The sequence below is a fragment of the Micromonospora sp. NBC_01655 genome (assembly GCF_026339755.1).
Classification (GTDB): Bacteria; Actinomycetota; Actinomycetes; order Mycobacteriales; family Micromonosporaceae; genus Micromonospora.
The window spans coordinates 1,512,925-1,525,328 of the sequence record NZ_JAPEQF010000001.1 but is presented as its reverse complement, the minus strand read 5'-3'; the positions used below and the strand labels follow the sequence as shown (position 1 = coordinate 1,525,328).

At 76.1% G+C, this 12,404-nt stretch carries 7 protein-coding genes and 3 pseudogenes; 6 read left to right on the top strand and 4 right to left on the bottom strand.

Annotated features, from left to right (window positions below; translation table 11 throughout):
* Nucleotides 1-54 precede the first annotated feature (54 nt).
* Genes ychF through OOK41_RS07240 form a run of 3 tightly spaced genes read right to left on the bottom strand, consistent with a single transcriptional unit; the run spans nucleotide 55 to nucleotide 2,446 of the window.
* Nucleotides 55-1,140 (bottom strand): redox-regulated ATPase YchF, encoded by a 1,086-nt coding sequence (gene ychF / locus OOK41_RS07250; protein ID WP_266263467.1) that lies wholly within the window; start codon nucleotides 1,138-1,140, stop codon nucleotides 55-57.
* A 39-nt stretch (nucleotides 1,141-1,179) separates the two neighbouring features.
* Complete coding sequence (locus tag OOK41_RS07245) at nucleotides 1,180-1,914, bottom strand: peptidase E (protein ID WP_266263466.1); 735 nt, start codon at nucleotides 1,912-1,914, stop codon at nucleotides 1,180-1,182.
* Nucleotides 1,915-1,945: 31 nt separating this feature from the next.
* Complete coding sequence (locus OOK41_RS07240) at nucleotides 1,946-2,446, bottom strand: MarR family winged helix-turn-helix transcriptional regulator (RefSeq protein WP_266263465.1); 501 nt, start codon at nucleotides 2,444-2,446, stop codon at nucleotides 1,946-1,948.
* A 93-nt stretch (nucleotides 2,447-2,539) separates the two neighbouring features.
* Between OOK41_RS07240 and OOK41_RS07235 the strand changes: the two are divergent.
* A pseudogene (locus tag OOK41_RS07235) lies at nucleotides 2,540-3,310 on the top strand (EamA family transporter); the annotation flags it as partial.
* Nucleotides 3,311-3,772: 462 nt separating this feature from the next.
* On the opposite strand, the pseudogene OOK41_RS07230 reads toward OOK41_RS07235, so the two are convergent.
* A pseudogene (locus OOK41_RS07230) lies at nucleotides 3,773-4,168 on the bottom strand (hypothetical protein); the annotation flags it as partial.
* A gap of 308 nt (nucleotides 4,169-4,476) precedes the next feature.
* Between OOK41_RS07230 and OOK41_RS07225 the strand changes: the two are divergent.
* The 5 genes and pseudogenes from OOK41_RS07225 (at nucleotide 4,477) to OOK41_RS07205 (ending at nucleotide 12,194) form a co-directional block, all read left to right on the top strand.
* Nucleotides 4,477-5,970, top strand: coding sequence for a DNA-3-methyladenine glycosylase 2 family protein (locus tag OOK41_RS07225; protein ID WP_266263464.1), 1,494 nt, complete (start codon nucleotides 4,477-4,479; stop codon nucleotides 5,968-5,970).
* Nucleotides 5,967-6,512, top strand: coding sequence for a methylated-DNA--[protein]-cysteine S-methyltransferase (locus OOK41_RS07220; protein ID WP_266263463.1), 546 nt, complete (start codon nucleotides 5,967-5,969; stop codon nucleotides 6,510-6,512). Before OOK41_RS07225 ends, OOK41_RS07220 begins: the two co-directional genes overlap by 4 nt.
* Before the next feature lie 121 nt (nucleotides 6,513-6,633).
* Nucleotides 6,634-8,406 (top strand): annotated as a pseudogene (locus tag OOK41_RS07215) (ABC transporter ATP-binding protein); the annotation flags it as partial.
* A 278-nt stretch (nucleotides 8,407-8,684) separates the two neighbouring features.
* Nucleotides 8,685-10,517 carry an ABC transporter ATP-binding protein gene (locus OOK41_RS07210; RefSeq protein ID WP_266267743.1) on the top strand — a complete coding sequence of 611 codons (1,833 nt, stop codon included), beginning with the start codon at nucleotides 8,685-8,687 and terminating at the stop codon, nucleotides 10,515-10,517.
* A gap of 102 nt (nucleotides 10,518-10,619) precedes the next feature.
* Nucleotides 10,620-12,194, top strand: a complete 1,575-nt coding sequence (locus tag OOK41_RS07205) for a trypsin-like serine protease (RefSeq protein WP_266263462.1) — start codon at nucleotides 10,620-10,622, stop codon at nucleotides 12,192-12,194.
* The last annotated feature ends 210 nt before the right edge of the window (nucleotides 12,195-12,404 follow it).

Sequence of the window (12,404 nt, the reverse complement as noted above, 5' to 3'; positions counted from 1 at the left end):
TCATGCAGCGCACCGGCCTGACTGTCGATCAACCGATGGCGTACCGGCCCGGATTCAGACGTTGAAGCGGAACTCCACGACGTCGCCGTCCTGCATGATGTATTCCTTGCCCTCGATGCGTACCTTGCCGGCCGCCTTCGCCGCCGCCATCGATCCGGCCGCGACCAGATCGCCGTAGGAGACCACCTCGGCCTTGATGAAGCCGCGCTGGAAGTCGGAGTGGATGACCCCGGCGGCCTCCGGCGCGGTCGCGCCCACCGGGACGGTCCAGGCCCGGGCCTCCTTGGGCCCCGCCGTCAGGTACGTCTGGAGCCCGAGCGTGCGGAACCCGACCCGGACGAGCTGGTTGAGGCCGGGCTCGTTCTGCCCGATCGACTCCAGCAGTTCGCGGGCCTCCTCCTCGGGCAGGTCCACCAGCTCGGACTCGATCTTGGCGTCCATGAAGACGGCCTCGGCCGGGGCGACCAGGGCACGCAGCTCGTCGAGGAACTCGGCGTTGGCCAGCTCGGCCTCGTCGACGTTGAAGACGTACAGGAAGGGCTTGGTGGTGAGCAGGTGCAGCTCGCGCAGGTGCTCCAGCTCGATCTTCGCGGCGGCGGCGCCCGCGTACAGCGTGCTGCCGCCGTCGAGGACCTCGACGGCCTGCTTCGCGGCGGCCACGGCGGCGGCCCGGTCCTTGCGGAGCTTGGCCTCCTTCTCCAGCCGGGGCAGCGCCTTGTCCAGGGTCTGGAGGTCGGCCAGGATCAGCTCGGTGTTGATCGTCTCGATGTCGTCGGCCGGGGAGACCTTGCCGTCGACGTGCACCACGTTCGGGTCGGAGAAGGCCCGCACCACCTGGCAGATCGCGGACGCGTCGCGGATGTTCGCCAGGAACGCGTTGCCCCGGCCCTGCCCCTTCGAGGCGCCCCGGACCAGGCCGGCGATGTCGACGAACGACACCGGGGCGGGCAGCACCTGCTGCGAGGAGAAGATCTCGGCCAGCTTGTCCAGCCGCTCGTCCGGCAGCCCGACGACGCCGACGTTGGGCTCGATCGTGGCGAACGGGTAGTTCGCCGCGAGCACGTCGTTCTTGGTCAGCGCGTTGAACAGGGTGCTCTTGCCGACGTTGGGCAGGCCGACGATCCCGATGGTGAGGCTCACGGGCGGCCAGTCTACGCGGCCGGCACCCGCCGTCTCCGGTCAGCTCAGCAGACGCGGCTCGATCCGGGTCTCCCGGACGCCGCCGTCCCCGGACCGGGCGACCTCGTACGCCGCGACGCCCGTGCGGTCGGCGACCGCCTCGACCAGCCGGGCGCCCCGGTAGACCAGCCCGACCCCGTCGTCGGTGCAGTGGCTGGTCGGCAGCGTGCCGTCGGCGACCAGCGCGTGCATCAGCGGTCGCCGCTGGTCCTCGCTGTCGTAGTGCACCCCGTTGCCGTACGGCAGCCAGCCCAGGCCGTCGGTGAAGCCGCGCAGCCGGGGGCCGAAGCTGTCGGTGGCGCCGCCGAGGTGCCAGCAGATCGAGCCGGCGGAGACCCCTGCCAGCACCACCCCGGCCTGCCAGCACTCGTGCAGGATCTCGTCGAGCCCGTGCACCCGCCACACCGCGCACAGGTTGGCCACACTGCCGCCGCCGACCCAGATCACGTCCTGGGCAAGCAGGTGGGCCCGGACGTCGTCGACGTTCGGCATCGGGAACAGCGCCAGGTGCGACGCCCGGAACCGGGTGCCGGCGAACGCCGCGTGGACGGCGGCGATCGAGGCGTCCCGGTCGCCGACCGCCTGGCCGAGGTAGCACAGCCGCGGCTCGGGACCGGCCTGGGCCAGCTCGGCGGCCAACTCGAAGACCGGCCCGGGGCGCAGGTCGTTCGGGCCTCGGCGGCGGCTGAAGAAGCCCATGCTGGTGGCGATGATGGTCGGCTCGCTGGCGGGCACGGCGGGTCCTCTCCTCGGGCTGTCGAGAGTCTCAGGGACGGGGTTCGGCGGCGGCGAGCAGGGCACGCAGCAGATCGGCGAGCCGGGCCTGGTCCGGCGCCGGGAGGCCGTCGAGCAGGCGGCGTTGCACGGCGAGGCCCGCGTCGGCGGCCTCCTCGACGGCGCGCCGGCCGGCGTCGGTCAGGGTGACCTGGAGGCCCCGGCGGTCGGCCGGGTCGGGGGCGCGGCGGACCAGCTCGGCCCGCTCCAGCCGGTCGAGCCGGCCGGTCATCCCGCCGGAGGTGAGCATCAGCCCGGCGGCCAGCGCCTTCGGCGCGAGCGTGTACGGGGGGCCGGCCCGGCGCAGGGCGGCCAGCACGTCGAACTCGCCCCGGCTCAGGCCCCAGCCGGCGTAGACCTTCTCCTGCTCGTCGCCGACCAGCCGGGCGAGGCGGTAGATCCGGCCGAACACGGCCATCGGCTCGGGGCGCATCCCGGGCCGTTCCCGGCGCCACTGCTCGACGATGGCGTCCACGTCGTCCCGCTCGGTCACCCCGGCATTGTGCCGCATCTCGCACTGGCGAGGTTCACTCGACGGTGATTAGCTTAGCCCTAAGCTACTTAGCATCTAACGATTGGCGCCGCCATGAGCCGACGTACCGCCGACCTGCTGGCGACCGCCGCCGCGCCCGTCGCCTGGGGCACCACCTACCTGGTCACCTCCGAGCTGCTGCCGCCCGACCGGCCGCTCTGGTCCGGGGTGCTCCGGGCGCTCCCGGCCGGGCTGCTGCTGCTCGCCCTGACCCGGCGCCGCCCGCACGGCGACTGGTGGTGGCGGGCCGCCCTGCTCGGCGCGCTGAACATCGGCGCGTTCTTCCCGCTGCTCTTCTACGCCGCCTACCGGCTGCCCGGCGGCACCGCCGCCGTGCTCGGCGCGGCGCAGCCGCTGCTGGTCGCCGGGCTGACCCTGCTCGCCCTCGGCGAACGGTCCCGGCCACCCGCGCTGCTCGCCGCGTTCGCCGCCCCGCTGGGCGTGGCCATGGTCGTGCTCCGCCCGGGCGCCGGGGTCGACCCGCTCGGCGTGGCCGCCGGGCTGACCGGCACCGCCGCGATGGCGGCCGGGCTGGTGCTGACCCGCCGGTGGGGCCGCCCGGCCGGCGTCGGCACCCTCGCCGCGACGAGCTGGCAACTCACCGCCGGGGGCCTGCTGATCACGCCACTGGCGGTCGCGGTCGAGGGACCGCCGCCGCCCGTCGACGGCCCGGCCCTGCTCGGGTACGCCTGGCTCGGGCTGGTCGGCACCGCCCTCGCGTACGCCCTCTGGTTCCGGGGCGCGGCCCGGCTGCCGCTGACGCAGGTCTCCGTGCTCGGCGCGCTCAGCCCGCTGACCGCCGCCGCGCTCGGGTGGCTCGCGCTGGGCCAGTCGCTGAGCCCGACGCAGCTCACCGGCTTCGCGGTGGCGGTCGCCGCGACGATCGTCGGCCAACTGCCGGCGCTGTCCCGGAGCGCGACACCCGGCACCGCCAGCCCGGCCGGGCTGGCCTGGACCGCGACGCCCAACGCGGCCCGCCGGGCCGGGACACCCCGAACCGCGCCCCCCGACGCCGCCCGCCGGGCCGGGACACCTGACGCCGCCTGCCCGGGCCGGGACACCCCGAACCGCGTCGGGTCAGCCGGCCAGCAGGCGCTGTTCCCCGGCGGCCGGCCCGCCGGCCCCCCGCCCGGCGCCGGCCCCCCGCCCGGCGGCAGCCTCCCGCCCGGTGCCGGCCTCCCGCCCGGTGCCGGCCGAGCCGCGCGCGGTCCCGGACCGCTCCCCGGTGGGCAGCTCGCGGCCGGTGGCCCCGGACAGCTCGTGGGTCGTGAACTCACCGCGGACCGCCGGCGGCAGCTCGTGGGCCGCCGCGGCCGGCAGTGTGAACCGGTAGGCGGCGGACGGGCCGGCCGCCGCGGACTCGCCGAGCATCCAGCGCACCTCGTCGACCGTCCAGCCCAGCCCGGAGCGGCCGGCGATCTCCCGGACCAGGCGCAGCCCCACCCGCGTGTCGTCGTCGTAGAAGCGCATGCACCAGTGGTGCGCCCACATGCCGAGGGCGCGCAGGCCGGCGGCGTCGAGTGACGCGGCGAGCCGGCCGCAGGCCGTGTCCCGGAACGCCCGCCCCGGGTCGCCGGTCCGGTCCCGCTCCATCGCGCCGTACGCCGCCGGGGCGACCGCCCGCATCCGGTCGTAGAAGTCCTGAACCACTGTGCGGTCGAGCCGCGCCCGCCCCGACCGCATCAGCGGACACCTCGCCCGGCCACGCTCGCCATCGCCGCACCCTTCTTGAGTTGGTGGCGGGGACCGTACCGGCCCCTACCGACACTTTCGGCCCGGATCTCCGTTCCCCGAGCAGGGACGGGCGGCTTGAGCTGGGACGCCCGCGGGGAGAGCCGCGCCCCTTCTTGGGCCGACCGCGATCGGGCGTGGGGCGTCAACCGGGGACCCATCCGCTACCGGGATGCGCCAGGAGGGGTTCTCTCCCCCCTTCACGGCCAGGTCCGATTCCCGCGAGCCGGAGGGCCGGGCGGCGGGGCAGTATCGGTGTCGTGGAGTTGGACTTCGAGCGGTGCTACCGGGCGGTCGACAGCCGTGACCAACGGTTCGACGGCTGGTTCTACACGGGCGTGACGTCGACCGGGATCTACTGCCGGCCGTCCTGCCCGGCGATGACGCCCAAGCGGCGCAACGTCCGGTTCTTCCCGTCGGCCGCCGCCGCGCAGGGGGCCGGGCTGCGGGCCTGCCGCCGCTGCCGCCCGGACGCCGCCCCGGGCTCGCCGCAGTGGGACGTCCGGGCGGACGTGGTGGGGCGGGCCATGCGGCTGATCGCCGACGGGGTGGTCGACCGGGACGGCGTGCCGGGGTTGGCCGCCCGGCTCGGCTACACCGAACGTCACCTGCACCGGATGCTGCGCGCCGAGCTGGGTGCCGGGCCACTGGCGCTGGCCCGGGCGCAGCGCGCGCAGACCGCCCGGATCCTGATCGAGACGACCGGGCTCGGGATGGCCGAGGTCGCGTTCGCGGCCGGGTTCGGCAGCGTACGGCAGTTCAACGACACGGTCCGCGAGGTCTACGCCGCCGCCCCGTCCGAGCTGCGGAACGCCGGGGGACGGGCACCCGTGGCCGGCGGGCCGGGCACGATCGCGCTGCGGCTGGCGTACCGGCCGCCGTTGCACTCGGCGGCGCTGCTGGACTTCCTCGCACTGCGGGCCCTGCCCGGGGTGGAGGAGGTGCGCGACGGGACGTACCACCGGAGGTTGCGGCTGCCGCACGGCGCGGCGGAGGTGGCGCTGACCCCGGTGGCCGGGCACGTGGCGGCCACGCTGCGGCTGGCCAACATGCGTGACCTGGCCCCGGCGGTGGCCCGCTGCCGCCGGCTGTTCGACCTCGACGCCGACCCGGCCGCCGTGGACGGCACCCTCGCCGCCGACCCCGCCCTCGCCCCGCTGGTGGCGGCGGAGCCCGGGATCCGCGTCCCGCGCGCCGTCGACGGCTTCGAGATGCTCGTCCGCGCCATCGTCGGCCAACAGGTCTCGGTCACCTCGGCCCGAACCACCCTCACCCACCTCCTCCTCCCCCCACCCCCCACCCCCGCTTCGGGTGATCAAGAGGTTTGCGTCGCCGAACCCGCTCCTCCGGGACGCAAACCTCTTGATCAACCCGGGGGGTGGGGGTTTCCGTCGGCGGAGGAGGTGTTGGGGATCGTTGATCGCGGGTTCCGGATGCCGGCGGGGCGGCGGGAGACGATCCGGGCGGCGGCGCGGGCCGTCGTCGACGGGGAGTTGGACCTCGACCCGGGCGGCGACCGGGAGGAGACGGCGCGGCGGCTGCTCGCCGTCCCCGGGATCGGCGCGTGGACGGCCGGCTACGTGGCCATGCGCGCCCTCGGCGACCCCGACGTCCCGCTCCCCACCGACCTGGCCGTGCGGCGCGGGGCCGCCGCGCTCGGTCTCCCCGACGACCCGAAGACCCTCGACGGATACGCGCGACGCTGGCGCCCCTGGCGCTCGTACGCGGTGATCAGACTCTGGAGAGCAGCATGAACGTCACCCTCGACGGCGCGGTCGTGGACACCCCCACCGGGCCGCTGAGCATCCTGACCGGCCCCGACGGCGCGGTTCGGGCCGCCGGCTTCACCCCCGAACCGGAGGCGCTGCTGCCGCTGATGCACTCCGGCCTGCGCGGGCCGGTGCGGCGACGGACCGGGCTCGGCCCGGTCACCGCGGCGGTCGGCGCGTACCTGGACGGGGAGTTGACCGCGATCGACGCGGTGCCGGTGGAGCAGCGCACCGGCGGCGCGTTCCTGGCGCACGCGTGGCAGGTACTGCGCGAGGTCGGGCCCGGCCGGCCGGTCACCTACACCGGGTACGCCGGGCTGGCCGGGCGGCCGGCGGCGGTCCGCGCCGCGGCGGCGGCCTGCGCGCGCAACGCCGCCGCCCTCTTCGTCCCGTGCCACCGGGTGCTGCGCACCGACGGCAGCCTCGGCGGCTACCGCTGGGGGCTGGACGTGAAGCGGTGGCTGCTCGCCCACGAGGCGTCCGCCGGCCGGCCAGCACACCCGGCGGGGCCGGAATCCGGCCGGTGAACGCACCGGGCGCGGCCGGCCCGGCGGGGCCGGAAGCCGGCCGGGACGGAGGGCCGGGCGGGGTTGGGACGTGCTGAAAGTTGACAGGGGCGACGATCCCGTTTGACGCTACCGTCGGGTAGTGCCTGCCGAGAGCGACGGCGACCCGGCCCACCCGGCCGATCGCGCTCGCCCGCTGCGCAACCTCTGGCGGTTCCGCCCCTACCTGCGCCCGTACGCCGCCCAGTTCTGCTGGCTGCTGGCGGCGGCGCTGGCCGGCACCGGCGCGAGCCTGGCCGTGCCGCTCGTGGTGCAGCGGGTGGTCGACGGCCCGATCGCCCGGCACGACCCGGCCGGCCTGGTCCGGCTCGGCGGCCTGGCCCTGCTGCTCGGCCTGGCCGAGGCGCTGCTGGTCTTCATCCGCCGGTGGACGCAGTCCTCGTCGTCGGTGGGCATGGAGGCGGCGATCCGCGCCGACGTCTACGCCCACCTGCAACGGCTGCCGCCCGGCTTCCACGACCGGTGGCAGACCGGGCAGTTGCTCTCCCGGGTCACCAGCGACCTGTCGGTGATCCGCCGGTTCCTCTCCTTCGGCCTGCTGTTCCTGGTGCTCAACCTGGTGACGTACGCCGCCGTGGTGGTGCTGCTGATCCGGCTGCACCCCGCGCTCGGGGCGCTGGTCGCGGCCAGCGCCGTCCCGCTGTTCCTGATCAGCCGCCGGTTCGGGCGGTACTACCACGGCGCGTCGCGCCGGATGCAGGACCAGCGGGGCGACGTGGCCACGCTGGTCGAGGAGACCGCACAGGGGTTGCGCACCATGAAGGCGTACGGCCGGGGGCCCGAGTTGGCCACCCGGTTCGGGGCCGGCGCCCGGGCGCTGCACGACACCGGGGTCGCCAAGGGGCGGCTGCTGGCCCGCACCTCCGCGCTGTTCGACCTGGTGCCGAACCTGACCCTCGGCGTGGTGCTGGTCGCCGGGGCGACGGCCGCCGCCCGGGGCGCGCTCACCATCGGCGAACTGGTCGCCTTCGTCAGCCTGCAACTGATGCTGACCTGGCCGGTGCAGTCGCTCGGCTGGATCATCGCCAACGGCCAGGAGGCGGCGACCGCCGCCGACCGCATCCAGGAGGTGCTGGACATCCGGCCCTCCATCGTGGACGCGCCGGACGCGGTCGCCCTGGCCCGGTCGGCGGTCCGCGGCCGGCTGGTCTTCGACCGGGTGTCGTTCCACTACCCGGGCGCCCCCACGCCGGTGCTACGGGAGATCGACCTGACCGTCGAGCCGGGCGAGACCCTGGCCCTGGTCGGCGCGACCGGCACCGGCAAGAGCACCCTGCTCTCCCTGGTCCCCCGGCTGCACGAGGTGACCGGCGGGCGGATCACCCTGGACGGCCACGACCTGCGCGAGCTGCGGCTGTCCTCGCTGCGCCGGCTGGTCGGGGTGGCCTTCGAGGAGCCGACGCTGTTCTCCATGTCGGTGTGGGAGAACCTCACCCTGGGCCGCCCGGACGCCGACGAGGACGACGTCCGGGCGGCGCTCGCGCTGGCCCAGGCCGACTTCGTGTACGAGCTGCCGTGGGGGTTGGCCACCCGGGTCGGCGAGCAGGGGCTCACCCTCTCCGGCGGGCAGCGGCAGCGGCTGGCGCTGGCCCGGGCGGTGCTCGGCCGGCCCGCGCTGCTGGTGCTCGACGACCCGCTGTCCGCCCTCGACGTGCACACCGAGGCTCTGGTGGAGACGGCGCTGCGGCGGGTGCTGCGGGACACCACCGCGCTGCTCGTGGTGCACCGGCCGTCGACCGTGGCGCTGGCCGACCGGGTCGCGTTGCTGGAGCGGGGCCGGATCACGGCGATCGGCACCCACTCGCGGCTGCTGGCCGACGTGCCGGCGTACCGGGCGGTCCTCTCCGCCGAGCCGGCCACCCCCTCCGGCACCCCGGCCGCGCCGGCGGCCGGCCCGACCACGCTGCACGCCGGCCCGGCCACGTCGGGGGCCGGCCCGGCCACGCCCTACGCGGGCCCGACCAGGCCCGCCGCCGGACCGGACGAGCGGGGGCTGGTGCTGTCGTGACCGCCGCCGACGCCACGGTCCGCAGTCCCGAGGACGAGCCCGCCGACGAGCCGGTGAGCCGGCCGGGTACAACCGGCCGGCGCGGCCGGGGCACGGCGGACCGACCGACGCGGACCGCACCGGACCTGGACCGGTGGCGGGGGCGGGCCACCGACCCGGAGGCGGACCGCAGCCGGGCGGAGGAGGCGACGCCCGAGGCGCTCGCCCGGCTCCGCGCCCGCAGCCGGGTGCTGCTGCGGGATCTGCTGCGCCCGCACCGGCACCGGCTCGGAGCGGCCGTCGGGCTGCTGCTGGCGCAGAACGCCGCCGCCATGTCCGGGCCGTACCTGGTGATGCTCGGCATCGACCGGGCGATCGGGCCGCTGCGGGCCGGGGACAGCGGGCCGCTCGTCGCGATCGCCGGGGCGTTCGCCGCCGCCGCGCTGACGGAGTACGCGGCCCGGCGCGGCTTCCTCGCCCTCTCCGCCCGGATCGGCCAGGCCATCCTGCTGGAGCTGCGGCAACGGGTGTACGGCCACTTCCTGCGGCTGTCCGTCGGCTTCCACGAGCGCTACACCTCGGGCCGGATGATCTCCCGGCTCACCAGCGACCTGGACTCCATCGCCGAACTGGTCGACGGCGGCGTGGACAGCCTCGTCCTCGCCGCCCTGTCCATCCTGTCCGTGGCCGGCATCCTGCTCTGGCTGGACCCGCCGCTGGCCGCGGTGACCCTGCTGGCGTTCCCGTTCCTGTTCTGGCTGTCCCGCTGGTTCGCCCGCGCGTCGGCCGGGGCATACCGGCGGACCAGAGAAGCGGTGGCGCTGCTGATCGTCCACTTCGTCGAGTCGCTGCGCGGCATCCGCGCGGTGCAGGCGTACCGGCGGGAGCCGCGCAACCAGCGGATCTTCGCCGCCGTCAACGACGACTACCGGCGGACCAGCCTGCACGCGTTCCGGCTGATCGCCACGTACTCGCCGGGGATCAAGGTGATCGGCAACGTGACCGTGGCGGTGGTGCTCGGCTACGGCGGGACCCGGGTGCTCGGCGGCGGGATGGAGGTGGGGGTGCTCGCCGCGTTCCTGCTGTACCTGCGCCGGTTCTTCGAGCCGATGCAGGAGCTGAGCCAGTTCTACAACTCGCTCCAGTCCGCCACGGCGGCACTGGAGAAGCTGGCCGGGGTGCTCGACGAGCGGCCGGCGGTGGCCGAGCCGGCCCGCCCGACGCCGCTGCCGGCGGGCCCGGGCCGGGGGGCGGTGGAGTTCCGGTCGGTCTCGTTCGGGTACCGGGCCGACGGGCCGGTCCTGACCGGCCTGGACCTGACCGTGCCGGCCGGGCAGACCGTCGCGCTGGTCGGCCCGACGGGCGCGGGCAAGTCGACCGTCGCCAAGCTGCTGGCCCGCTTCCACGACCCGGACGCCGGCACCGTCCACCTGGACGGGGTCGACCTGCGGGACCTGGCCGACGCCGAGCTGCGCCGCGCGGTCGTGCTGGTCACCCAGGAGAACCACCTGTTCAGCGGGTCGGTGGCGGAGAACATCCGGTTCGGCCGGCCGGGCGCGGACGACGCGGCGGTGCGGGCCGCGGCCCGGGCGATCGGCGCGCACGACTTCATCTCCGCCCTGCCCGACGGGTACGACACCCAGGTGCGCCGGCGCGGCGGCCGGCTCTCGGCCGGGCAACGGCAGCTCGTGGCGTTCGCCCGGGCGTTCCTCGCCGACCCCCGGGTGCTGGTCCTGGACGAGGCGACGTCGTCGCTGGACGTGCCCACGGAACGGCTGGTGCAGCGGGCGCTCGCCACCGTGCTGCGGGACCGGACGGCGCTGGTGATCGCGCACCGGCTGTCCACGGTGGAGACCGCCGACCGGGTGCTGGTCCTCGACGGCGGCCGGATCGTGGAGGACGGCCCGCCGGACCGGCTGGCCGGCGCCGACGGCCGGTACGCGGCGCTGCACCGGCAGTGGCGCGACTCCCTGCTCTGAGCGCGGAACGCCGCCGGCCCGCACAGGGCTGCCGGGGCTGGGCGGCGGTGCCTAGAATCACGAACCGATCGGGCACCACCGACCACACGGGGAGGACACGGGGTGCGTACACGACGCATGATCATTTTGGGGGTCGCCGCCGCCTGCGCGGTCGGGACGACCGCCTACGGGCTGGCGCCGGCCGACGGGGTCACGACGAGGCCGGTGGCCGCCGCCGCGCCGGACGAGCCGGTCACCGCGGCCCGGGGCCCGGCCGCTCCGACCACCGCGACCGGTCTCGGCGCCGCCCCGGGAGCACGCGCCACGTCCGCCGCCACCACCACGTCCGCCGCCGGGTCCGCCCGGGTGCCGGCCGGTCGGCCGGCCGCCGAGGTGGCCGCCGCCGCGCCCGCGTCCGTCGCCTACCTGCGCGACCGGTACGGGATCTCCGCGACCGACGCGGCCCGGCGGCTCGCCCTCCAGGAACTCTCCGCGTCGCTGGCCGCGACGCTCGCCGACCGCCTTCCCGGCGAGTACGGCGGCATGTGGCTCGACCAGTCGGCCGGCGGGGTGCTCACCGTCGCCGCCACCCGGCCCGAGTCGGTGCGGGCCGCCGTGGCCGCCGTGCCGGACGCGGCGCACGTGCGGGTGGTGCCGGTGCGGCACTCGCTGCGGCAGCTCACCGCCTCGGCGGCCCGGATCGCCGAGGCACTGGACGCGACCGTCGGCGCCGATGTGGTGGTGGACCAGGCGGCCAACGAGGTCGTGGTGCTCACCGGTGGCCGGGTCGCCTCGGACGACCGGCGGCTGCCGGCGGCGCTGGCCGACGCCGGGGTGTCCGCCCGGGCCCGGGTGGCGCGGGCCTCGGTGCCGAAGGCGTGCGACCCGCGTGACTGCACCCGGGCGCCGATGCGCGGCGGCATCCGGCTCGACATCCCGCGCGACGACGGCACCGTCGGCGGCTGCACCACGGGCTTCAACGTGCAGGACCGGTACGGGGCGGCGTACGTGCTGACCGCCGGGCACTGCGTGGTCGGCGGCAGGCACACCCGGCGCGACGACACCTGGCACCAGTTCCTCGGGCCGAAGATCCCGGTCACGATCGAGTCGGGCAACACCGCGCTGGCCGAGAACGCCTACCCGCACGACTACGCGGTCATGCCGTACCAGTCGGGGGCGTTGCAGCGGTGGGGGTACCCGACGACGGCGACCAGCCGGCCGAGCCTGGTCAACTACTGGTGCGTCGCGGACAACCCGCGCTGCACGACCAGCCGGGACGTGGCGATCACCGGGTACGTGCCGTGGAGCGGCATCCAGACCGGCTGGGTGGTCTGCGCGACGGGCTCGGCGTACACGCCGAAGGCCGGCGAGCCGTACGTCGACTCCGGCGCCGGCGCGGGCTACCTGCCCGGCACCCGGTGCGGTCAGGTCACCGGCAAGAGCGGGGGCGGCATCGACGTGCGGATCTGCGCCCGCCCAGGGGACAGCGGCGGTCCGCTGTTCACCGAGTCCGACGGGAAGGCGCTGGGCATCCTGTCCAGCGGCGACCCCGGGCAGGGGCCGTGCGCCAACCCCGACGAGCACAACTCGTACGCCCCGGTCTCGACCATCCTCGACCGGGTCAACGCCCGCGCCAATGGCCGCCTCGGGCTCCGGCTGGCCACCACCGGCCCGGTCTTCGGCCCGGTCAAGCGCTGAGCGGAGACGCACGCCGCGACACGAAGCCCGCCGCCCGATGCCGCGTGGCGGGTCGACCGCTGAGCGGCCCGGGCCGCGCGAGGGCGGCGTCGACGGGGTGCCCGGCAGGGGCGGCCGGGGGCTGTCACCCGTCCCCGCCCGGCCGCTGCCCCGTCGACGGCGGGTGAGCAGGGCGGCGGCCGGACAAAGCCGTGGTTCGGCGCACCGCCG